We start from the raw sequence: 22,032 nt of genomic DNA on the forward strand, positions 1-22,032 counted from the left end.
GCACCGCCGACCGTCGACGCCGACCCGACCCGACGCCGGCAACCGGATCTTCGGCCTGGTCGGCCCCGTCCCGACACTCGTGCCCGTCGTACTCCGTTCACCCACCCGCAAGGCGTGCGCCGTAGCTTGGCCCGGCGGTCCCCGGTGCCCCGACGCCGGTGCTGCGTCGACCTCACCGTCGACGCGGACCGTGACCGTCGGCGGCAACGAGCAACGGAGATCCACGACCATGACCCTCAGCGACCGGCTGCGCGCAGTCTTCGTCGACGCCCTCGAACTGCCGGGGGACGTCGACGTCGAGAACCTCACGTACCGCGACATCGAGCAGTGGGACTCCCTCGGACACATGACCCTGGTCGCCGCCGTCGAGGACGAGTTCGGCGTCCAGTTGGAGACCGACCAGGTCATCGACCTGAGCAGCTTCAAGGTCGCCCTCGACATGCTGCGGGGTCTCGGCGTCGATGAGTGAGCTGACCGGCCGGGTCGCGCTGGTCACCGGGGGGACCCGGGGGATCGGCGCGGCCACCGCGCGGGCGCTGGCGCGGGCGGGGGCGACAGTCGTCGTCACCGGGCGCGACGCGGACCGCGCGGCGGAGTCCGCCGGGGAGTTCGGCGGGTACGGCCTCGCGCTCGACGTCGGTGACTTCGACGCGGTCGGGGCGCTGGTCAGGCAGGTCGTCACCGACCACGGTGGCCTCGACGTCCTGGTCGCCAACGCCGGGATCATGGACACCGGTCTGCTCGGCATGATCCGGGCCGACGACGTCCGGCGGACCCTCGACGTCAACGTCGCCGGCACCGTCGCGGCCGTCCAGGCCGCCGGTCGGGCGATGACCCGTCGACGTCGTGACGCCGACGGCACCGAACGTCGGGGCGGGTCGATAGTGCTGCTGGCCTCGGTGGTCGGCACCTTCGGCGCCGCCGGACAGTCCGTCTACGCGGCGTCGAAGGCGGCGGTCGCCGCCCTGGCCCGCTCCGCCGCCCGCGAGCTGGGTCCCCGGGGCGTACGGGTCAACGCGGTGGCACCCGGCGTGATCCGTACCGACCTCACCGCCGCCCTGCCGACGGAGGTGCTCGACCGGCAGGCCGCGGCGGCGGCACTGGGACGGCTCGGCGACGCCGAGGAGGTGGCCGACGTGATCCGGTTCCTCGCCGGGGACGGCGCCCGGTACGTCACCGGTCAGGTCCTCGGGGTCGACGGAGGGCTCGTCCCATGACGCTCGTCGCGCCCTCGGCCCGACTCGTCGACGCCGCCACCGGTGCGGTCCTGGCCGGTGCCGACCTGACAGCCGCACTGACCCGGTCGGCGGCCGCCTACGCCGTGCTGCCGTCGGGGGTCGTCTTCGCCCGCAGCGGCACCGCGTTCGAGGCGGTGCTGCGCTTCGCCGCCGCGTTCGAGGCCGGTCGACCGGTGGCCCCCCTCGACCCGGGACTGGACCCGGCGGTCCTCGCCGACTTCGTCGACAGGTTCGCCCCGGCCGCCGTCGTGGGACTGGCCGAGGGGGGAGCCGGTACGCAGGCCGGTGACCCGCCGAAGGGCTACCGTACGGCCACCGACGAGGTGCTCGGCCCGATCTGGGTGCGGGACGCCGAACCGGCCGAGCCGCCCCACCCCGACCTGGCCGTCCTGCTCGCCACCTCCGGTTCCACCGGGGATCCGAAGTTCGTCAGGCTCTCCCGGGACGCGGTCCTCGCCAACGCGGCCGCCATCGGGACGGCCCTGCGGATCGGCCCGGACGAGGTGGCCCCGACCAACCTGCCCCTGTACTACAGCTTCGGGATGTCGGTGGTGACCAGCCACCTCGCCGCCGGGGCGACGGTGCTGGCGGTCGACGGCGGGGTGTTGGCCCGGGAGTTCTGGGTGGCGGTGGCCGAGTACGGAGCGACGTCGCTGGCCGGGGTGCCCCACCACTACGAGATGCTGCACCGGATCCGGTGGAGCCCGGCGGGGTACCCGTCGCTGCGGACCCTCACCCAGGCCGGTGGCCGACTGCGCGACGAGCTCATCCTGGCCTTCCACGAGCGGATCGACGCCGTGGGCGGCCGGTTCCACGTGATGTGGGGGTGCACCGAGGCGGCACCCCGGATGAGCACCCTGCCGGCCGGGGCGTTGCCCGAGCGGGTCGGCTCGGTCGGCCCCGCGCTGACCGGCGGCGCGTTCACCGTCCTGGACGCCGACGGGGTCGAGACCACCGAGCCCGACGTCGTCGGGGAGGTGGTCTACCGCGGCCCCAACGTGATGATGGGGTACGCCGAACACGCCGCCGACCTGGCTCGGGGGGACGACCAGGGCGGGGTCCTGCGCACCGGTGACCTCGGTGTGGTCGACGCCGACGGGTTCGTCTGGCTGCGTGGTCGACTCAGTCGGTTCGGCAAGGTCTTCGGGATCCGGGTGAACCTGTACGACGTCGAGGAGCTGGTCCGCGACCGGGGACCGGTGGCCGCCGTCTCCGGCCCGGACCGGGTGGTCCTCTTCGTCGAGGGGATCGACGCCGCGCAAGCCCGGGAGGTGGCGGGCCGGCTGTCCGAACGGCTCCGGATGCACCGCACCGGGTTCGACGTCCGGGGCGTCGACCGGCTTCCCCGACTGCCCAACGGCAAGATCGACTACCGCACCCTGGAGGCGCGGGTATGACCCTTTTCACCCTCGGCCAAGCCGAGCGGGAGGCCCGGCTCCTGCCGGAGCTGATCGAGTTGACCGAGCACCACCGGTCCCACAGCCCGGAGTACGCCCGCCTCCTCTCCGCCCTGGGTCACCAGCCCGGCCGCCGGTACGAGCAGGTGGCGGACCTGCCGTGGCTACCGGTCCGGCTCTTCAAGCACCACGTGCTCAAGAGCATCGGCGACGACGAGGTGTTCAAGGTGCTCACCTCGTCCGGCACCACCGGGGAGGTCAGCCGGATCCACCTCGACAAGGCCGCCGCCTCGACGCAGCAGCGGATGCTCAGCGCCACGATGCGTACCGTCCTGGGGACCCGGCGGTTGCCGATGCTGCTCGTCGACACGAAGGCGCTCTTCGCCGACAGGCGTTCCTTCTCGGCCCGGAGTGCCGGGGTCCTCGGCATGATGAACTTCGGCCGGGACCACACCTTCCTCCTCGACGAGCAGGAACGCCCCGACCTCGACGCCGTCCGGGGGTTCCTCGGCCGGCACGGGGGCGAGCCGTTCCTGATCTTCGGCTTCACCTTCATGACCTGGCTCTACCTCTACGACCTGGCCCGCACCCACCGGCTGGACCTGAGCAACGGCATCCTGATCCACAGCGGCGGGTGGAAGAAGCTCGCCGACCGGGCGGTCGACAACGCCGAGTTCCGCCGCCGGTTCGCCGAGGAGACGGGCCTGCGTCGGATCCACGACTTCTACGGAATGGTGGAGCAGATCGGGCTGACCTTCCTGGAGGGGCCGGACGGCGGGGGGCTCTACTGCCCCGACTTCTCCGACGTCATCGTCAGGGACCCGCGCACCTGGGAGCCGGTGCCGGTGGGCACCCCCGGGGTGGTGCAGGTGGTCAGCACGCTGCCCCGGTCGTACCCGGGTCACCTCCTGCTCACCGAGGACCGGGGGGTGGTGCACGGCGTCGACGACGGCGTCTGGCCGGGCCGGAGGTTCTCGATCCTGGGCCGACTGCCCCGCGCCGAGGCGCGCGGATGCAGCGACACCTTCGCGGCGGCGGCATGAGCGAGCGCAGCGAGCGAATCGTCATGGTCGGTCCTCGTGGCGACGCCGGAGCGCAGCGGAGGTGGCGGCATGAGCGAGTGCAGCGAGCGAATCGTCGTGGTCGGTCCTCGTGGCGACGCCGGAGCGCAGCGGAGGTGGCGGCATGAACGAGCGTAGCGAGGTGGGGCAGCGGTTCCCGGCGGGTGATCCGGTGACCGTGGCGGAGCTGCTGGCCGCCGTACGGGCCGCACCGACCGACGGGCCGCTCACCGTCGGCGACGACCGGGTGGTGGAGTTCCTGGTGGCGTTCGCCCGTCGACTGCTTCGTCCGGCGGTGGCCCGCCGGTATCCGGAGCTGGCGTCGCTGGGCTTCTTCCTGCGCCGGGGCGAGCTGGCCGCAGCCCTGGCCCGGGTCGCCGAGGAGCCCGGTCACCTGCGGTTCCCCCGGGGGCTGGTGTTCCACGTGCCACCTGCCAACGTGGACACCATCTTCGTCTACTCGTGGGCGTTGGCGGCGTTGGCCGGGAACGCCAACGTGGTCCGGATCTCCTCCCGGTCGGCAGGGGCGGCGGACGCGGTCCTGGACGCCCTGAACGAGACCCTCGCCGACGCCCATCCGGCGGTCCGGCAGACCCAGCGGATGGTCACGTACGGCCGGGACGACGCCGTCACCGGTGCGCTGTCGGCCGCCGCCGACCTCCGGGTGATCTGGGGTGGGGACGCCTCGGTGGGTGACCTGCGTCGGCACCCACTGGCCCCGCACGCCCGGGACGTCACGTTCCCGGACCGGTCGTCCTTCGCGGTGATCGACGTGGCCGGGTGGTGGGCCGCCGACGAGGTCCGGCGGGACGCCCTCGCGGTGGGTCTCTACAACGACGCGTACTGGTTCGACCAGGCGGCCTGCTCGTCTCCCCGGGCGGTCTACTGGGTGGGCACGGTGCGGGAGACCCCGGCCGCGCAGGCCGACCTGCTGGCCCGGCTGCGCCGGGTGCTCGACGACCGGCGACCGGAGATCGACCCGGCGATGGCGGTGCAGAAGCGGGTCGCCACCTACGGTCTGGCGTTGACCGGGGCGGCGACCGGGGTCCGGTTCGACGGCAACGACCTGGCCACCGTCGACCTCGCCGACCCCGCCGACCTGCCCCGCCGGTGGCTCGGGGTGGGCACCTTCCCGCAGGCCCGGGTGGACACCCTTGCCGATCTCGCCCCGGTGGTGGTCCGGCGCGACCAGACCGTCACCCACTTCGGGTTCGATCCGGCGCAGCTCGTCGCCTTCGCCCGGGCCGTCGGGGGCGCGGGGATCGACAGGCTGGTGCCGATCGGGGACGCGTTGACGTTCGCCGCCGTCTGGGACGGCTTCGACCTGCTGCGGGAGTTCACCCGGATCACCACGATCACCACCCGGTGACCGGGTTCGGGGCGGGTCAGCCCTTGTCGACGCCGGTGGCGACCACGTCGGGGGTGGTGCCGCGCAGTTGGCGGACCCCGGAGAGGGCGGCGACCCCGGCGGCCAGTACGTCGGCGATGGTGAAGATCAGCCGGGACGCCAGGGCGATGCCCAACGCCGCGCCGACGCCACCGTCGTCGAGCAGGAACGGGGCGAGGGCGGCCACCAGGACCGCCTCCCGTACGCCGAGCCCGGAGGGGGAGACGAAGGCGAACATCCCCACCGTCATCGCGATGGCGAACGCGCCCACGCACCGGACCAGCCCCTCGAACCCGGGGGTGGCCTGCGCGTTGGCCAGCAGCCACAGGTGTACGCCGAAGAGGCTGTAACCGAGCGCCGTCCACCCGATCACCCGGAGTACGCCGGACCAGGTGAGGCGTCGTTCCAGGGGCGGGCGTCGCAGCAGTCGCAGGACGAGCTGGACCAGGGCGGTGAGGACCCGGGGTACCGCGCAGAGCAGGGCGATCGGGAGCAGGATCGCCATGATCACCAGGGCGACCCGGACCGAGTCGGCGTACTCCGAGCCGCTGCCGACGGCCTCCCGGAGCGAGGGCAGGCCGATCACGCCCAGGCCCAGCGCCGTGGTCACCCCGAGTCCGACGGTGATCAGGGTGGCGAGGAAGGCCCGGGGGCGGGGCAGCCCGGCCCGGCGGCTCAACTCGATCTGCAGGACGTACGCCCAGACGCTGCCGGGGATGTACTTGCCGAGCTGACCCACCAGGCAGATCCGCAGGGCGGCGCCGACGGAGACCCGGTGTTCCAGGTCGGCGACGGCGGCCCGCCAGGCCATGGTGTTCGCCACCATGCCGAGCAGGGCGGCGAGCACCGAGAGGGCCACCGACGACCAGGCCAGCCCGAGCCAGGTCTCGCGCACCTGCGGCCACTGGTCGACGACGCTCCAGGTCATCCCGACCACGATGGCGAGGATCACCACCGCCCGTACGACCAGGTTGACCCAGCGCCGGGTGGGGCTCGTGGGTGTCGTGGCGTCCGGTGCGGTGGTCGACGTCGGTGCGACGTCGCCGCGAGCGGTGGTCTCTACCACGTGTCACCTGCCTGGGTGTCGGGTCGTCCGCTGTCCGGGGAGAGCGTGTGGGGGCCGGGCGGCGAGGCATCACCCTAGCCGACGTTCCGTCGCCCCGCTCGGCCGACGTGACGCCGTCCGGCCCACTGCCGGTGGCCCCCGTGTTGCATAGGATTCGGCCGGTGTTTAACGTCTGAACGCTCACCCCGCACCCCCCGAGGAGACCGAAGCGTGATCCCCATCTCCGTCGTCAAGCTCGACGAGGCGGCCGAACAGTTGGCAGTCGAGGTGATCCGGTCGGGCGTCCTGGCGCAGGGACCGATGGTGGCGCGGCTGGAGCGTGAGTTCGCGGCGCTGGTCGGCGTGGAGCACGCGGTGGCGGTGAACAACGGCACCACCGCGCTGGTGGCCGCGCTGGAGGTGCTGGACCTCCAGCCCGGTGACGAGGTCGTCACCAGCCCGTTCACCTTCGTCGCCACCCTCAACGCGATCATCGAGGCCGGGGCGACCGCCCGGTTCGCCGACATCCGCGAGGACGACTTCTGCCTGGACCCGGCGGCGTTGTCGGCCGCGATCGGCCCGCGTACCCGGGTGGTCCTGCCGGTGCACCTGTACGGCCAGGCCGCCGACATGGCGGCGATCACCGCCCTGACCCGGGAGCACGGGCTCGGGCTGGTCGAGGACACCGCCCAGTCGCTCGGTGCCACCGTCGACGGGCGCGGCGCGGGCAGCTTCGGCCTCGGCACCTTCTCGCTCTACGCCACCAAGAACCTCACCACCGGTGAGGGCGGGATGATCACCACCGACGACGACCTGCTCGCCGACCGGCTGCGGATCCTGCGCAACCAGGGCATGCGCCAGCGCTACCAGTACGAGGTGGCGGGACACAACTACCGGTTGACCGACCTCCAGGCCGCCCTCGGCATCCCGCAGCTGGCCGGGTACGCCGACAACGTGGCGCGGCGGCGGGACAACGCGGCCCGGCTGACCGCCGGGCTGGCCGACGTGCCGGGTCTGCGGCTGCCCGCCGAGCTGCCCGGCCGACGGCACGTCTGGCACCAGTACACGGTGCTGGTCACCGACGCCGCCGAGGTCGACCGCGACGGGGTGATCGCCCGCCTCACCGAGCAGGGCGTCGGGTGCGGCATCTACTACCCCCGCACCGTCTACGACTACGACTGCTACCGGGACCACCCCCGGGTGGTGGCCGACCCCGCGCCGGTCGCCGAGCGGGTGGCCCGCAGCTGTGTGTCGATCCCGGTCCACCAGCACCTGACCGACTCGGACGTGGACCGGGTCGTCGAGGCCGTCCGCAAGGCGGTCGGGGCGTGACCGCCCCGGTCGGCTTCGCCCTGGTCGGGACCGGGTCGATGGGCGCCCTGCACGCCCGGGTGATCGCCCAGTCGCCGCGCGCCCGGCTGGCCCTGGTGGTCGAGCCCCGGGAGAGCGTCGGCCGGGAGGTCGCCGACCGGTTCGGCGCCCGGTGGGCACCGGACCTGAGCGACCTGTCGGAGGTGGACGCCGTCGTCGTCGCCGCGCCGACGGAGCACCACCTCGGCCTCGCCGAGCAGGTCCTCTCGGCCGGGAAGCCGCTGCTGATCGAGAAGCCGGTCTGCGGCAGCCTCGCCGAGACCGAGGCCGTCGTGGCCCACGCCCGCCGGGCAGGGCTGCCGCTGCTGTGCGGTCTCCTGGAGCGGTTCAACCCGGCGGTGGTCACCGCCCTGGCGTTGTCCTGCCAGCCGGTGCACCTGACGATCACCAGGCACTCGCCGTACGTGCCCCGGATCCGTACCGGGGTGGCCTGGGACCTGCTGGTGCACGACGTCGACCTGGCGATCCAGGCGTTCGGCGGGGTCGAGCCGACCACCGTACGCGGCACCCTCGGCTACTTCCACAAGGACTCCGTGCCGGGTGCGGAGGACGTCGCCGAGGCGCTGCTCACCTTCGGCGAGGGCCGGTTGGCGAACGTGTCGGCCAGCCGGATCGGCCAGCGCAAGGTCCGCAGCCTGGTCATCGGTGAGGTGGACCGGCTGATCGAGGCGGATCTGATCCGCAAGCAGGTGACGATCTTCCGGCATGTGTCGTTGGACGCCGCGACGCCGGACGGGCGGGGTTACCGGCAGCAGAGCATCATGGAGGTGCCGGAGCTGTTGTCGAACCAGGAGCCGCTGGTCGCCCAGCTCGATCACTTCCTCGACATCCTCGCCGGACGGCTCGACGCGGACGCCGAGCGTGACCGGATCCTGCCGGCGCACCGCACCGTCGCCGCCGTGATCGCGGGAGACGCGTCCTGACCTCGGTCTTCGAGGTGATCCGGGGGTCGGGTCCGGGCGGCTGCCGCCGGCGGGCCGGACGGGTGCCGCTCCGGTAGGCTTCTGATCAACTGCCGGGCGGTGTACTCGCGTCCGCAGTGACGGTGACGAACCCCATCAGCCAGGCCGCGAGAAGGACCTTCCGCGGCAGAGAAGGGCGATATTCCCGTTGTGACCGCGATCGAATCCGGCCCCACGAAGACCGCCCCGGCGGTGAGCCCGGCGCAGGCGGGAGCGGACCCGTCGGAGGCCGCGACCGGCTCGGAGACCGGGCCGGAGCAGGCCGCGACGGCCTGGCCCGACACGGTCCCGGGCGAGGCGTTGCCGCCCATGCCGGTACGCCGTCGGTTCGGGCTGGTCGGCCGGGTCCGGCGCTTCGTCGGCGCGATCCCGCGTCGGCTGACCGACGCCGCAGTGGTCGCCTTCGCCCTGTACACGGTCATCTACCACCTGGGGTTCGTGTTCGACCTGCCGCCGTCGCGGTCGCTGCGGATCTGGCTGGGGGCCTGCGCGCTCCTGGTGGTCCTGCGGCTGGGCGTCGCGGTGCTCCGGGAACGGGCCGCCCTGCGTACCCCGGACCCGACGTCGGTGCCCGTCGAGCCCGAGGCCGGGGAGGGCGCTGACACCCGACGCGGACCCCGGTGGTGGTGGGTCCTGCCGGCCGTGCTGCTCGCCGTCGCGGCGGCCGTCACCGCCGGTCAGGGCGGCGGGATGCCCTGGTGGTGGCCGGCCTCGCTCGGCCTGGCCGCCGCCGTCGCGGTGGCGCTGCTGGCCCGACGTACCTGGCTGGTCGGCGGTGCCGACGACGAGGGCGCCCCCACCGTCTGGCAGACCTGTTACGTCCTGCTGGTCTCCGTCGGGGTCGGAGTCTCCTCCCTGTACGGCGCCCGCAACACCCCCGACGACGTCTTCTACGTCGGCAAGTCGGTGTGGGTGGCCGAACGGGACTCGGTGCCGGTGCGGGACTTCCTGTTCACCGAGGGCGTCCTGCCGGGGCTGAGCACCCAGCCGCCGATCTCCTCCATCGAGGTCCTGGCCGGTGCGCTCGGGCGGTTCCTCGGCATCCACGCGGCGAACGCCCTGTTCTACGTCATGCTGCCGGCGCTGGCCTTCCTGGCGGTGCTCGCGCTCTGGCGGCTGGTGCACCGGTGGGCTCCCCGCCGGGCCGTGCTCGCCTTCACGGTGGCCGTCGCCTACCTCTACCTGGTGGCCGGCTCCGACGCCGCCCTGGGCACCTTCCACCTGCCCCGGCTGCACGAGGGCAAGGGCATGTTCGTCTCCGCCGCCGTACCCCTGATGTGGGTCTACCTGACCGAGTGGTTCGAGTCACGGTCGCGGTGGAAGCTGTTCCTGATCTTCGCCCTCGGGGTCGCCTCGGCCGGGCTCACCTCGACCGCGGCGATCATCCTGCCGATCCTGGCCGGTGCGGCGGGCCTGGCGATGGTGCTGGTCGGCCGCTGGGGTGCGGCGGTGGCGGCGTTCGTCGCCGCAGTGGCGTACCCGGTCGGGTCGGTGGTGGTGAGCCGCCTGGCCCTGGGCGGCGTCACCGAGGTCGGCGGGCAGACCCAGTTCTTCGACGCGGAGGGCACCTACCGGCGGACCCTGATGCTCGGCACCCTCGGGGTGATCGGAGGGCTGGCCCTGTGGCTGGCTCCGCTGCTGGTACGGGGTCGGACCCCCCGCCTGATGGCCGCCGGTGCGGCGCTGACGATGAGTGTCCTGTTCGTCCCCGGGGTGCTGGAGTTCCTCGCCGACCTGACCGGGATCGCCGCGGTGCTCTGGCGGGTGCCGTGGATCCTGGCCCTGCCCGGCCTGGTCGGCATCCTGTGCACCGTCCAACTGCCCTGGCCGAGACGGTTCCCGCTGGTGGGTGCGCTGCCCTGGACGGGGCGGATGCTCACCTCCCTGACCAGCGCCCTGCTCGCGGCGGTCCTGATCACCTCGTTCGGTCTGTACGGGATCCCGATGTGGCACCGGGACAGCTTCGTCGAGACCCACCCGCACCCGGTGTGGAAGGTGCCGCAGGAGCGGCTGGGCCGCATCGAGTGGATCCACTCCCTGACCCCGGCCCGCCCGCCCGGCCTGCTGTTGGCCCCCAGCACCCTGATGCGTCTCGCCCCGATGATCAGCAGCGAGATGCGGGTCGTCCTGCCCCGCGACGGCTACCTGATCGAGTACGACTGGGAGTCGGAGTTCGCCCAGGACCGGCTCCGGCTCGCCGCCTTCGCCGACGGCAACGGGGTGCCGACCGAGGAGGAGCTGGCCGCCACCCTGGAACGACTCGACGTGACGACCGTCTGCGTGTACTTCGGCAACCGGCAGGCCCGTCGGGCGTTGGAGCGGCTCGACTTCGAGGTCTTCGGCGAACGGGAGGACCCGGCCGGGTCGGTCCGCTGTCTGCGCAAGATCGACGCGGGAGCGCCACCGGAGACGGACTGACTCCGCCGGTCTCCGGGTCCCCACGCAGCTCAGCGCGGGTGGGGGCGGGGGCGGTCCGGAAGCTGTGAGTCGTCCTCGATCGGGTTGCCGTCAACTGGGCACGAGGCTCGATACCCGAACGGCGATCACCGTTGTCTTCGCGTTAAGGTCGTGTGCAGCCAGGCCGAACCGACCAACGCCGCCGGCCCCCGCCGGCCGTGCCCAGCGGTCGCTTCCCGTCCGTCCGGCCCGGCTCGTCGTCGATCTCGTAGGGAGAGCCATCCTTGTTCGGCACGTTACTCCAGCGGCTCGGGGTCCCCGCCCGTGGTGCGCTACTGCTGCTGTGCTACTTCGTCATGCTGGTCACGGGTGCGCTCGGCTGGGTCGGCGCGTTTGCCGTCGCCGGGGTGGCCGCCGTGGCCGGCGAGTTCATCCTGAACCGTTGGTCCAACCCGTCGCGAGTCCTGCTGGACAAGGTCGGTCTCAGCCGGGTCTACCGGCAGCTCGCCCGGGACCTGTCGGTGGTCCTGCTGGCCGTCGCCACCGTCAGCCCCGGTATCGGGGAGACCATCGTCCTGTTGCTCCTGCCCGCCGTGGTCTGGACGGTCGGCGTCTTCGCCGGTGCGTTCAGCCGCATGATCAACCGTCGTAACCCGGTCTCCGCCCTGGTCCGCAACATCGACCTCGGGCCGATCCGCGAGGCGCCCCGCCCGCCGGTGTGGACGACCGGGCTGATGGGCAGCGGAATGGCCCAGGTGAACATCCTCCTGCTGCCGGCCGTGGTGATCGCCGCCCTGATCGGTGACCTGGTGCCGGTCTTCATCGCCGGCACCCTCACCATCGGGGCCGCCGCCCTGGTGGGCGGGTTCGTCGCGTTGACCTGGCTGCGGGGTCGGGGGCAGGGCACCGGCAAGAGCGCCGTGCTGGCGGCGGTGCAGACCTGGCTCGACGCGTACCAGCCGCAGGTGGCGCTCTACTTCGCCGGCCCGGCCAAGGACGTCTACCAGGCCAACATGTGGCTCGCCCCGACCGAGGCGCTCGACCAGCGGGGCGTGGTCCTGATGCGCAGCAAGGAGGCCTTCCTGGAGATGGCCGACACCCGGCTGCCGGTGATCTGCGTACCGACCAGTGTCGACTTCATGAACCTGGAGCTGGGCAGCATCCGGGCGTCGCTGTACGCGGCGAACGTCGGGGCCAACATCCACATGCTGCGTGAGCCGGGCATGAAGCACGTCTTCGTCGGACACGGCGACAGCGACAAGCAGGCCAGCGTCAACCCCTACAGCAAGGTGTACGACGAGGTGTGGGTGGCCGGTCTCGCCGGCCGGGAACGCTACGCCCGGGCCGGGGTCGGGGTCCTGGACGCCGACATCGTCGAGATCGGTCGACCGCAGCTGGCCGGGGTGCACACCTTCGGTGCCCCGGCGACGGACCGGCCGTTCACCGTCCTGTACGCCCCGACCTGGGAGGGGTGGCTGGACGACGACCCGTACCACACCTCGCTGACGGCGATGGGGGAGCGGATCGTCAAGGGACTGCTCAAGGCCCAGCCCGGGGTGCGTCTGATCTACAAGCCGCACCCGTTGACGGGGGCCCGGTCCAAGGAGACCAAGGCGGTGCACGACCGGGTGGTGGCCCGGATCGCGGCGGCCGGTGGTGACGTCGCCGCCACCTCACTGGACGGTCCGGGACACCGGGTGGTGACCGGTCGGGTGCCTGCCCTGTTCGACTGTTTCAACCAGACGGATCTGTTGATCAGCGACGTGTCCAGCGTGGTCTCGGACTTCGTGCAGAGCCAGCGCCCGTACGTGGTGGCGAACCCGAGCGGGCTGCCGGAGGACGATTTCCGGGTCAAGTTCCCGACCGCCCGGGCCGCGTACCTGCTCTCCCAGGACTGTGGTGAGCTGGAGAAGATCCTTTCGCTCACCCGGGCCGGGGACGACCCACTGACCGAGGCCCGCCGGGACCTCAAGACCTACCTGCTGGGTCCGGACGACCCGAACGCCATGGAGCGGTTCCGCGAGGAGATCACCCGCCTCTGCCACTGACCCCGCCGTCACCCGCCGCCCCGCCCCCGTGTCGACCACGAGGGCGGGGCGGTTCCGGGTCAGGGGGTCGGGGGGTGGGGGTCGCGGGAGACGACGTCGCCGCGTTCGTTCACCCAGCCCTTGGGGCGGGCGGGATTACCGGCGACGAGCTGGTACGGGGCGACGTCCCGGGTGACCACCGAACCGGCCGCGATCATGGCGTACTCGCCCACCTCGATGCCGCAGACCAGTGTGGCGTTCGCGCCGATCGACGCGCCCCGGCGGACCAGGGTCGGGGTGATCTTCCAGTCCGGGTTCTGGGCGCGCGGGCGGAAGTCGTTGGTGAAGACCGCGCAGGGGCCGACGAAGACCTCGTCCTCCAGGGTCACCCCCTGGTACACCGAGACGTTGTTCTGGATCTTGACCAGGTCGCCGACGACGACCTCAGCGTCGACGTACACGTTGCGGCCGATCACACAGCCGGATCCGACCCGCGCGGTGGAGCGTACGTGCGCCAGGTGCCAGATCTTCGTTCCGTCGCCGACCCGGGCACCCTCCTCGACGTCGGCGCTGGGGTGGACGAAGACCGTCGGGGAGAGGGATGGGGTGTCAGTCATCGGCAGACTCTTCACACGTCGGGGCGCATCGCCGCGCCGGGGTACGGGTTCGGGCGTACGCGCCACCGGCGGCGCAGGCGCGGCCCGGAGGCGGGCGCGGTGCCCGGCGGGCGAGGGTCGCCCCGCGTAGGCCCGCCGTAGCATAGCGACCCGACCCCAGTGGGCCGTCGCGTCGGGCCGGCGGATCTGCCACGATGCCCTTCACCGGTGGCGACGAAACGGGGGTTGAGGTGCGGATCCTGCTGGTCGAGGACGACCGTCGGGTGGCGGCGGCCCTGTCCTCCGCACTGACCCGGCGGGGGTACGAGGTCGAGCACGCCGCAGGGGTCTCGGCGGCCCTCTCGGCGGCCCCCAGCGACCTGGTGCTGCTCGACCTGAACCTGCCCGACGGCGACGGGGTGGATCTCTGCCGGGAGCTGCGGCGACGCAGCGGTTCCCTGGGCATCATCGTGGTCACCGCCCGGGGCGAGGAACGGGACCGGGTCGTCGGCCTGCGCCTGGGCGCTGACGACTACGTGGTCAAGCCGTTCTCGATGGCGGAGTTGCAGGCCAGGATCGAGGCGGTGCTGCGCCGGGCCACCCAGGTACGGCCGGAGCGCAACCTGATCTGCGCCGGGCCGTTGCGGGTCGACGTGTCCGCCCGGACGGTGAGCGTCGACGGGCGGGAGGTGGCCCTGACCCGCAAGGAGTTCGACATCCTGTTCTCCCTCGCCCGGCAGCCCGGTGTCGCGGTGCCCCGGGACCGGATCCTGCTCGACGTCTGGGGCACCACCTGGGCGGACGGGCACACGGTGGAGGTGCACGTGGCGTCGCTGCGCGGCAAGCTCGGCGACGCCCGACTGGTGGAGACAGTACGCGGGGTCGGCTACCGGCTCCGGGCCGAGTGAGGGGCCGGCGGTGCGTCGTCGACTGGTGATCAGCTACCTGCTGCTGATGGTGCTGGTGCTGCTCGCCCTGGAGACGCCGTTGGCGCTCACCCTGGCCAGCCGGGAGACCGACCGGCTCCGCGCCGACCGGCTCGCCGACGCCACCCGGTTCGCCTCGCTGGCCGGGCCGGCGCTGCGGACGGACGTGACCGGCCCGCTCGTCGGGGAACTGGACAGCTACGACGAGCTGTACGGGATCGGCACGGCGGTGGTGGACCGGGACCGCCGTACGGTGGCGGAGTCGGCGAGTTGGCGGGCCGGGCCGGGGACGGCGGCGGCCCTGGACACCGCCCTGTCCGGGTTGCAGAGCAGTGCCCCCGACTCGGTGTGGCCCTGGGTCGACGACCCGGTGGTGGTGGCGGTGCCGATCAACGACGGCGGGGAGGTCCTCGGGGCGGTGGTGATCACCACCGATTCGGAGCGGATCCGCCGCACCGTCCTCGCCTGGTGGCTCCTGCTGGCGGTGGTCGGCGTCGTCGTGGTGGTGGCCTGTGTCCTGTTGGCGTTCGGGCTGGCCGGGTGGGTGCTGCGACCGGTCACCGAGCTGGACGCGGTCACCCACGAGATCGCCGAGGGTGACCGGGGTGCCCGGGTCCAGCACCGGTGGGGTCCACCGGAGCTGCGTCGACTCGCGGCCAGCTTCAACCACATGGCCGACGCGGTCTCCGACGTGATGGATCGGCAGCGGGCCTTCGTCGCGCACGCCAGCCACCAGCTCCGCAACCCGTTGACGGCGTTGCGGCTGCGGGTGGAGGAGCTCGGTCCGAGCCTGCACGACGAGGAGGGGCGGGCCGAACACCAGTTCGCCCTGGAGGAGACCGACAGGCTGGCCCAGGTCCTCGACGCGCTGCTCACCCTGGCCAGGGCGGAACGGGCGGAGAACGAGCGGACCACCGTCGACGCCGGTGCGGTCGCCGCGTCCCGGGTCACCGCCTGGGAGCCGCTGGCCCGGCGACGGGACCTCACGCTGCGTCTGGTGACCTCCGACGACCCGACGTACGCCCGGACCGTGCCGACCGCCATCGACCAGGCCCTGGACGCGTTGATCGACAACGCGGTGAAGTTCACCGGCTCCGGTGGCGAGGTGACGGTCACGGTCCGCCGGTCCGGTGGTGGAACCTCCCTCGAGGTACGCGACGACGGGCCGGGGATGACAGTGAGTCAACTGGGTCAGGCCACCGAGCGGTTCTGGCGTGCCCCCCAGGTGCAGAACGTCGACGGGGCCGGTCTCGGGTTGACGATCGTCGCGGTCCTGGTCGACGCCTCCGGGGGGCGGCTCACCATGCGCCGGGCGCATCCGCGCGGTCTGGTGGCGCAACTCTGGTTCCCCGGTGCCGAACCGGAGCCGACCGCCACGTCCGACGTGCCGGAGACGGTCGGCTCCTGACCTCCGCGACGGTCAGCGACGCGGCCCGCCCGGCTGGAATCCGTACCGGTTCCCGTACTGACCGGCGGGCGGCCGGTGGGAGCTCCGCCGCACCGGCGGGGGGACGCGAAGGTGTGCCGGCGTTCGGATCCAGGCCTCCTTGAGCCCCTCCGCCTGGTCCGAGAGGTGGATGTTGGACTCGCTCTCCAGTTTTGCCAGGTCCTGTACCCGGTACGTGGTGACCGCCGAGACGCAATCCTTGTGGAGTGCCCCGATGAAGGCGACCTCGTCGCCGCTCGGGCACGCCGACCTGCCACCGAGGAGTTCATGTCGTAGCCCCGCGTCGTCCAGACGGTGTAGCGGTAGGCGTACTCGGCATACGGCCGGCCGTAGCGCTCCAGGGCGTGGTCGACGACGTCCCGGCGGGGTTCGCGTTGCCGGGTGGCGCTGAGGATGCAGGTTCCAGCCTGTACGAGGTGCTCCGCGAGGGTTGCGGGCATCGTGGGGTCCGGCGGTTGCAGGTGCGCCGTGCCGAAGACCTCCTCCGGGGGGACGGGGCTCCAGCAGTACAGTGGTGCCCGGTCCGCCCGGCGCACGTTGGCGGGGGTGTCGAAGCCGGTGTACTGGTACATGACGTCCTCCCGGGGCGAGCGGTGTCCCGGACGGCGGCCGGGACGGGTCCACCCCCACGACGGCCCCACCGTGTCACCGGTTCGGAGATGGGACAGAGGTCATGGCGCCGGTCACCGATGGTGCCCCGGGCCGGGTGGGCGGCCGAGTTGTCCCGACGGGCGGTGGGGACCCTGCGGACCGTAGGGCAGGTGCGCAGCTGACGGATACGGTCCGGCGGGGGCCGGTGGCATCGCGCCCGGGAGTGTTCTCGGCGGCGACCGGAACAGGATCGGGTGCGGCTGGTAGGACATCGGCTGGGTCGGATGCGGAATCGGCGGGGTCGGCCGTGGCCACGGGGCAGGCGGCGGGGCGAGTCGGGCCATGGCGCGGGTTGCCACCTGAGCCCGTTCGAAGTCCCGTTCCCACCGCACCTGAGCCGTACCCCACGCATTGGGGTTGCCCACTGTCGCCCCGCACTGCCGGCTGTCGCGGTCGAACGGGGTGGCGGTGTCCACGTACTCCGGACCGACACGGTCCGGGATCAGCACCTCCTGTTGGCGGCTGTAGGCCGCCGGACCCAGCGAGGCCAGGACGTCGATCCCGCCCCGAATCGAGATCTTGTAGAGCCACAGTCCACCCGGCGTCGGATCGACCGAGGCGAGGATCCGCCGGAACAGCTCCGGGTCGACGCGCGGATCCCGGGTGGTGCTGACGAATCGGGTGTAGGGCGAGGATTTCTGGTAGTCCTGGAGGCTGACGGGCAGGTGGTCGTTGTACCCGGTGAAGCCCTCCTGGAAGATGACGTCGGGGGGCCGGGAGTCCAACCGGTAGAGGGTCTCCCGATCCAACCGGTACACGACCGGGTTCCCGGCCGACGGTCCGGTACGAGCCACCCGCAACGCTTCCGGTGGGTAGGGAAGGTCCGCAGGGGGGTACGTGGTGACGTTCCGGTGGAAGCTCCGGTAGGCGTGGACGAAGGCGTCGTTCGATTCGGCCTCGTCGAAGGACTGGGCGTCACTGCCGGAGTCCGCGTACTGCGGCCGACCAGGATCCTGCAAGGCGTGGCTTCCTTTCCGCTGCCGAGTGGCAGAGGTGGGTACGGGCGCGCGGCGTGACCGGTTCGACGTCCTGCGCGACTGTGTCAGGGTTTGCTCTCCCGGTACCAGGCGGCGGCTCCCGGGTGCAGGGGGAGCGGAGTGGTGGCGATCGCCGACCGGGGGCTCAGCCGACCGGCGGCGGGGTGGGCGGCGGCCAGCTCGGCCCGGCGCTCCATCAACAGCCGGGTCAGCTCGCGGACCAGACGGTCCGGCAGGTCGGCCTGGACGATGAGGTAGTTCGGGTTGGCCACCGTGGTGATCGGGTCCACCCCGTAGACGGACCGGGGGATGTCCCGGGAGACGTACACCTCGGGGTAGTTGCGGCGGAGGGGCTCGATCCAGTCGCCGAGGTCGACGACCCGGGCGGCGGTGTCGGCGAGCAGTTGCTCCACACCCCGCACCGGCAGCCCACCGGAGAAGAAGAAGGCGTCGATCCGGCCCTCCCGGAGGGCGGCCACCGAGTCGTCCAGGTTCAGGGCGTGCCTGTCGACGTCGCCCGCCACCCCGGCCACCGTCAGCAGCCGGTTCGCGGTGATTCCGGTGCCGGAGCCGGGGGCACCCAGGGAGACCCGCCTCCCGCGCAGGTCGGCGACGGTCCGGATCGGGCTCTGCGCCGTGGTGACCAGGTGCAGCAGGTCGTCGTAGACGCGGGCCACGGCGACCACGGCGGGGGTGGGGGTGGTCACCGGGGCCAGGACGTCGGCCTGGGTGAAGCCCAGCTCGGCCTGACCGGTGCGGACCAGCTCGACGTTCGCCGCCGACGCGGCGGTCACCACCACGGTGGCCTCCACCTCGGGCAGCTCCCGGTTGAGGATGGTGGCCAGGGACTGGCCGAAGGCGTGGTAGACGGCGGTCGGGCTGCCGGTGGCGATCCGGATCTGCACCGTCTCGTCGGGGTCCTCCCGGCACCCACCGAGCGCGCCCGGCAGCATCAGCAGCACCGCCAGGCGGGCGGTGTACCGCCGTGAGCGCACAGACCAGCGACCGTTCACCCGCTGCACTGTGCGCCGTGAACGGGGCGGATGCAACCCGACCTGTGGTCGGGATGCGGTCAGCCGGTCGGTCGGACGGGGGTGGCCAGGGCGGCGGCGTCCAGGATCCGGTCCCGGTCCGGGCCGTCGGCGACGCTGACCACGAAGCATCCCGCCCCCGGGCGGAGCAGGGCCGGCACGTCGAGCATGGCGGCGCTGCGGACCAGGACGGCGGCCAGCTCCCGGTCGGCGAGTCGGACACCGAGGATGTGTCGGCGTACGTGCCGTCCGGCGGCCAGCAGCGCCGAGCGCCAGGCCGCTGCCGCCAGCCGGGTCCGCCACGCCTGACGGGTCGGGGAGGCCCCCGCCACCGGGCCGCCGAGGAGTTCCCGGCGGGCCTGCCGCCATCCGGTGTCCAGCAGCGCCACGTAGCTCGACTGGGCGGCCGGGGCGACCCGGAGCTGGTGCAGCTCGTAGCGGCGGCGCAGGCCTCCGACGGCCCGTTCGTGGCGGACCGGGACGGCGAGCCGGTCGAGGAGGTGGAGCATCCGCAGCGCGGCGTCCTCCCGGTTGAACTCGGCCGGCCCGGTCGGGCGGGGGCCGGTCGGGCGACGACGTCCCGCCGAGGCCGGGGCGGGCGCGGGGGTGCAGCGCAGCAGACAGGCGGCCTCGAACGCGTCCGCCAGGGTCGGCCAGTCCAGGGGACTGGCGGGGGTCACCAGCGGCTGGGCGCGGTCGAGCAGGGTGGATTCGCGGGCCAAGGCGGGCACTCCTGGGGTCGGGGGAGAGCCCCTACCGTCCCAACACGGCAGGCCCGGCGGTACCGATCGGGACGAGGCTTGAGGAAAACTTGCGCTACGAGGGCTGGAGGTCGGTCACCACGACGTCGACCTGCCGGGGCCGGTCGGTCGCCCCCGGCGACTCCAGCACCGTGTACTTGAGGTCCCGCAACGCCGTCACCAGGTCGTCGGCGGTGTCCGGCCGGGCGCCGGCGGTGAGCAGGTCCCGGACCAGCCGACCCTTCGTGGCCTTGTTGAAGTGGCTGACCACGGTCCGGACCGTCTCCCCGTCGACGGTCCGCTCGTGCAGCACCCGCACCGTCACCGTCCGTCCGGCCGACTCGCCCCGAGGGGTCCAGGTGGCCGCGTACGCCCCGGAGCGCAGGTCGAGCACCGGCCGGTCACCGGCGGTCGCGGTCATCGTCGCCGCCAGCTCCCGCCGCCAGTACGCCGACAGCGCCCCCGGGCCGGGCAGCCGTACCCCGATCGGGCAGCGGTACGGGGGGATCCGGTCGGTCAACCGGACCGCCCCCCACAGGCCGGAGGAGACCAGGACCGTACGGTTCGCCAGCCGGGCGGCGGGGGCGGGCAGGGCGCCCAGGTCCAGTGCGGCGTACAGCACCCCGGTGTAGATCCGCCCGGCCGGCGCACACGCGGCCCGGGTCAGTCGGGCGTTGCGGCGCAGTTCGGCGCGCTGTCCCTCGCCGAGTCCGAGGACCGTCCTCGCGGTGTGGTCGTCGCCGCTGCTGAGGTCGACGAGCGCGTCGAGGACCCGCTCCCGGGCCGCTGTCAGTTCGGGCAGGCTCAGGCGGGACAGGTCGAGGCGGCGGCCGGCACCGGCGTCGGCCTTGCCCTCCGAGGGCGGCAGCAGGATCAGCATCCGGGTACGTCTCCTCGACGCGGTCGGCACGGGACGGCCCGGTCAGCGTACGGGTCGGTGCGGGGACCCGATGTGACCGGCCTTTTGTCCCGATTGTGTCTCGGTTGGTGCTGGTGATCGCCTCGCGTGGCCGGTCCCGTCCAGGTGTGGCAGGGTGGCAACGTGCCACCGACAACCGCCAAGCAGCTGGCAGTGCCGACCCTGCACCGGGCCGCCCGGATCGAGGACGCGCTGCACCAGTTCTTCGAACGGCGTCTGCGGCGGACCGGTTGGCAGACCAACGTGATCGCCTACACCGGGTACGGCGCACCGGGCTGGATCCGGGTGATGTGCCGGGTGCTGCTGGGTCGGCCGGACCACCGGCAGCGGGGGCGGCTGGAGAAGGTCCGCGGTTGGCGCAGCTTCGCCACCCTGCCGGCCAAGCACGCCACCGTCACCATCGAGGCGGCCGGTGTGCGACACCGGGCCAAGGCCGACCGCAGCGGCTTCGTCCAGGCCGTGATCAGGGCGGATCTGCCGCCCGGCTGGGGGACGGTCCGGATCAGCCTGCCGGACGCCGCGCCGGTCGAGGCCCCGGTGCGGATCCTCGACCCGGACGTCACGTTCGGCATCCTCTCCGACATCGACGACACCGTCATGGTCACCGCCCTGCCCCGACCGCTGCTCGCGGCGTGGAACACCTTCGTCCTCGACGAGCACGCCCGGATGGCGGTGCCCGGGATGGCGGTCCTCTACGAGCGGCTGGTCACCGCCCACCCCGGAGCACCTGTCTTCTACCTGTCCACCGGGGCCTGGAACGTCGCCCCGACCCTGACCCGGTTCCTGTCCCGGCACCTCTACCCGGCCGGCCCCCTGCTGCTCACCGACTGGGGTCCGACCCACGACCGCTGGTTCCGCAACGGCCGGGAACACAAGCGGGCCACCCTGGAACGGCTCTCCCGGGAGTTCCCGAAGATGAAGTGGCTCCTCGTCGGCGACGACGGCCAACACGACCAGGACATCTACCGGGAGTTCGCCGCCGGTCACCCGGACAACGTCGCCGGGGTCGCCATCCGCCAACTCTCGCCCACCGAGGCGGTCCTGGCCGGCACCCTGCCCACCCCCCTGGACAGTACGGTCGAGGGGCCGGTCGGCCAGCGGTGGCTCTCCGCCCCGGACGGCGCCGGCCTGTGGCGGCTCATGCGCGACAACGGCCTCGTCTGACCGACGGAACGAGGGTGTGACTCGATGGACCATCAGGAAGAGTTCACCTACCTCCAGGAGAACCTGTCGGCGCGGGTGGGTGGGATCGTCGCGGCACTCACCGACGACCAGCAGCGGTGGTTGCTGGCCGTCCCGGACGTCCAGTCGCGCCTGAGCGATCTCAGGCTTCAGCAGGCCAACCTGATCGGGTTGGAAGACAAGCGCGACTTCGTGCTGGCCTCGATGGCGGACACCCCGAGGCCCGACCAGCCCTACTACTACCACTACCAACGCAGGGGACCCGACGGGAGACCCGATCCCAACCCCGGCCACTACGCCGTCCGTGTTCCGGACGTCCTCAACGGAATGCCCACGATGCGGGCGTTCACCTACATCACTAGAGATGCCGCCCGCCGAGCGGACGAGGAAGAGAAGCAGTTCGTGAGACTCTCGGCCGAACGGGGGGCGACGGTGACACAGAAGCAGATCGAGGACCAGGGTGCGAGAACGGATGCGGCTCAGCGCAGGCTGGAGCAGGCCGTCACAACGCTCCTCGGGATCCCCGATCCGACCCTGGTCCAGCAGGCGAATGCCAGGTCCCGGGGAGGTCCTCCGCCCGGCGGGGGAGGTTCGGGACCGTCCCGGGACCTCTCCGGTGGATCGGGTTCACACCGGGTTGCTCCCCGGCGGTAGAAGACCCCGGAGGAACGGCCCCGA

The 22,032-nt window shown here is 72.6% G+C and carries 19 protein-coding genes; 13 read left to right on the plus strand and 6 right to left on the minus strand.

The annotated features are described in order from the left end of the window. The first annotated feature begins 229 nt into the window (after positions 1 to 229). The 5 genes from WHN02_RS12820 (at position 230) to WHN02_RS12840 (ending at position 5,065) form a co-directional block, all read left to right on the plus strand. The gene (locus WHN02_RS12820; protein WP_434743513.1) at positions 230 to 469 is read left to right on the plus strand and encodes an acyl carrier protein; all 240 of its coding nucleotides are present in this window, start codon (positions 230 to 232) and stop codon (positions 467 to 469) included. Next, positions 462 to 1,217 carry an SDR family NAD(P)-dependent oxidoreductase gene (locus tag WHN02_RS12825; protein ID WP_434743514.1) on the plus strand — a complete coding sequence of 252 codons (756 nt, stop codon included), beginning with the start codon at positions 462 to 464 and terminating at the stop codon, positions 1,215 to 1,217. The genes WHN02_RS12820 and WHN02_RS12825 overlap by 8 nt, the downstream gene beginning before the upstream one ends. Then, a complete protein-coding gene (locus WHN02_RS12830) occupies positions 1,214 to 2,635 on the plus strand; it encodes an AMP-binding protein (protein ID WP_434743515.1) in 1,422 nt (473 codons plus the stop codon). The genes WHN02_RS12825 and WHN02_RS12830 overlap by 4 nt, the downstream gene beginning before the upstream one ends. Next, complete coding sequence (locus WHN02_RS12835) at positions 2,632 to 3,678, plus strand: acyl-protein synthetase (protein ID WP_434743516.1); 1,047 nt, start codon at positions 2,632 to 2,634, stop codon at positions 3,676 to 3,678. Before WHN02_RS12830 ends, WHN02_RS12835 begins: the two co-directional genes overlap by 4 nt. 142 nt (positions 3,679 to 3,820) lie before the next feature. Further along, positions 3,821 to 5,065 (plus strand): acyl-CoA reductase, encoded by a 1,245-nt coding sequence (locus WHN02_RS12840; protein ID WP_434743517.1) that lies wholly within the window; start codon positions 3,821 to 3,823, stop codon positions 5,063 to 5,065. 16 nt (positions 5,066 to 5,081) lie between these two features. On the opposite strand, the gene WHN02_RS12845 is transcribed toward WHN02_RS12840, so the two are convergent. Further along, positions 5,082 to 6,149, minus strand: a complete 1,068-nt coding sequence (locus tag WHN02_RS12845; protein ID WP_434743518.1) for a lysylphosphatidylglycerol synthase transmembrane domain-containing protein — start codon at positions 6,147 to 6,149, stop codon at positions 5,082 to 5,084. Between the two features lie 210 nt (positions 6,150 to 6,359). Between WHN02_RS12845 and WHN02_RS12850 the strand changes: the two genes are divergently transcribed. From WHN02_RS12850 to WHN02_RS12865, 4 genes are all read left to right on the plus strand, one after another. Beyond that, on the plus strand, positions 6,360 to 7,460 hold the full coding sequence (locus WHN02_RS12850) for a DegT/DnrJ/EryC1/StrS family aminotransferase (protein WP_434743519.1): 1,101 nt from the start codon (positions 6,360 to 6,362) through the stop codon (positions 7,458 to 7,460). Then, positions 7,457 to 8,422 (plus strand): Gfo/Idh/MocA family protein, encoded by a 966-nt coding sequence (locus WHN02_RS12855; protein WP_434743520.1) that lies wholly within the window; start codon positions 7,457 to 7,459, stop codon positions 8,420 to 8,422. Before WHN02_RS12850 ends, WHN02_RS12855 begins: the two co-directional genes overlap by 4 nt. Positions 8,423 to 8,611: 189 nt before the next feature. Then, positions 8,612 to 10,879, plus strand: a complete 2,268-nt coding sequence (locus WHN02_RS12860) for a DUF6077 domain-containing protein (protein ID WP_434743521.1) — start codon at positions 8,612 to 8,614, stop codon at positions 10,877 to 10,879. A gap of 263 nt (positions 10,880 to 11,142) precedes the next feature. Further along, on the plus strand, positions 11,143 to 12,906 hold the full coding sequence (locus tag WHN02_RS12865) for a CDP-glycerol glycerophosphotransferase family protein (RefSeq protein WP_434743522.1): 1,764 nt from the start codon (positions 11,143 to 11,145) through the stop codon (positions 12,904 to 12,906). Between the two features lie 59 nt (positions 12,907 to 12,965). Here the strand turns inward: WHN02_RS12865 and WHN02_RS12870 are convergent, their stop codons facing one another. Then, entirely contained in the window at positions 12,966 to 13,502 is a 537-nt protein-coding gene (locus tag WHN02_RS12870; RefSeq protein WP_434743523.1) for an acyltransferase, read from the minus strand. Between the two features lie 194 nt (positions 13,503 to 13,696). On the opposite strand from WHN02_RS12870, the gene WHN02_RS12875 reads away from it, so the two are divergent. Next, positions 13,697 to 14,389: a response regulator transcription factor gene (locus tag WHN02_RS12875; RefSeq protein ID WP_434743524.1), complete on the plus strand. Its 693-nt coding sequence runs from the start codon at positions 13,697 to 13,699 to the stop codon at positions 14,387 to 14,389. A gap of 10 nt (positions 14,390 to 14,399) precedes the next feature. Further along, the gene (locus WHN02_RS12880; protein WP_434743525.1) at positions 14,400 to 15,815 is read left to right on the plus strand and encodes an ATP-binding protein; all 1,416 of its coding nucleotides are present in this window, start codon (positions 14,400 to 14,402) and stop codon (positions 15,813 to 15,815) included. A 722-nt stretch (positions 15,816 to 16,537) separates the two neighbouring features. Here WHN02_RS12880 and WHN02_RS12885 read toward each other — a convergent pair. The 4 genes from WHN02_RS12885 to yaaA form a co-directional block, all read right to left on the minus strand. Beyond that, complete coding sequence (locus WHN02_RS12885) at positions 16,538 to 17,464, minus strand: scabin-related ADP-ribosyltransferase (protein ID WP_434743526.1); 927 nt, start codon at positions 17,462 to 17,464, stop codon at positions 16,538 to 16,540. Between the two features lie 83 nt (positions 17,465 to 17,547). Beyond that, positions 17,548 to 18,435 (minus strand): TAXI family TRAP transporter solute-binding subunit, encoded by an 888-nt coding sequence (locus tag WHN02_RS12890; protein ID WP_434743944.1) that lies wholly within the window; start codon positions 18,433 to 18,435, stop codon positions 17,548 to 17,550. Positions 18,436 to 18,554: 119 nt separating this feature from the next. After that, positions 18,555 to 19,235 (minus strand): hypothetical protein, encoded by a 681-nt coding sequence (locus tag WHN02_RS12895; RefSeq protein ID WP_434743527.1) that lies wholly within the window; start codon positions 19,233 to 19,235, stop codon positions 18,555 to 18,557. A 94-nt stretch (positions 19,236 to 19,329) separates the two neighbouring features. Further along, positions 19,330 to 20,133 (minus strand): peroxide stress protein YaaA, encoded by an 804-nt coding sequence (gene yaaA / locus WHN02_RS12900; protein ID WP_434743528.1) that lies wholly within the window; start codon positions 20,131 to 20,133, stop codon positions 19,330 to 19,332. Between the two features lie 162 nt (positions 20,134 to 20,295). Between yaaA and WHN02_RS12905 the strand changes: the two genes are divergently transcribed. After that, on the plus strand, positions 20,296 to 21,336 hold the full coding sequence (locus WHN02_RS12905) for an App1 family protein (RefSeq protein ID WP_434743529.1): 1,041 nt from the start codon (positions 20,296 to 20,298) through the stop codon (positions 21,334 to 21,336). Positions 21,337 to 21,360: 24 nt separating this feature from the next. Next, positions 21,361 to 22,008 (plus strand): hypothetical protein, encoded by a 648-nt coding sequence (locus tag WHN02_RS12910; RefSeq protein ID WP_434743530.1) that lies wholly within the window; start codon positions 21,361 to 21,363, stop codon positions 22,006 to 22,008. Positions 22,009 to 22,032 lie beyond the last annotated feature (24 nt).

Origin of the sequence: Micromonospora sp. SH-82, from assembly GCF_051132485.1 — a bacterium.
GTDB lineage: Bacteria > Actinomycetota > Actinomycetes > Mycobacteriales > Micromonosporaceae > Micromonospora.

Bases quoted from the DNA above. Each gene is read 5' to 3' on its own strand.
- WHN02_RS12890 (WP_434743944.1), bottom strand. From the start codon at position 18,435: ATGCTGCCGGGCGCGCTCGGTGGGTGCCGGGAGGACCCCGACGAGACG.
- WHN02_RS12910 (WP_434743530.1), top strand. From the start codon at position 21,361: ATGGACCATCAGGAAGAGTTCACCTACCTCCAGGAGAACCTGTCGGCG.
- WHN02_RS12870 (WP_434743523.1), bottom strand. From the start codon at position 13,502: ATGACTGACACCCCATCCCTCTCCCCGACGGTCTTCGTCCACCCCAGC.
- WHN02_RS12835 (WP_434743516.1), top strand. From the start codon at position 2,632: ATGACCCTTTTCACCCTCGGCCAAGCCGAGCGGGAGGCCCGGCTCCTG.
- WHN02_RS12820 (WP_434743513.1), top strand. From the start codon at position 230: ATGACCCTCAGCGACCGGCTGCGCGCAGTCTTCGTCGACGCCCTCGAA.
- WHN02_RS12875 (WP_434743524.1), top strand. From the start codon at position 13,697: ATGCCCTTCACCGGTGGCGACGAAACGGGGGTTGAGGTGCGGATCCTG.
- WHN02_RS12840 (WP_434743517.1), top strand. From the start codon at position 3,821: ATGAACGAGCGTAGCGAGGTGGGGCAGCGGTTCCCGGCGGGTGATCCG.
- yaaA (WP_434743528.1), bottom strand. From the start codon at position 20,133: ATGCTGATCCTGCTGCCGCCCTCGGAGGGCAAGGCCGACGCCGGTGCC.
- WHN02_RS12830 (WP_434743515.1), top strand. From the start codon at position 1,214: ATGACGCTCGTCGCGCCCTCGGCCCGACTCGTCGACGCCGCCACCGGT.
- WHN02_RS12825 (WP_434743514.1), top strand. From the start codon at position 462: ATGAGTGAGCTGACCGGCCGGGTCGCGCTGGTCACCGGGGGGACCCGG.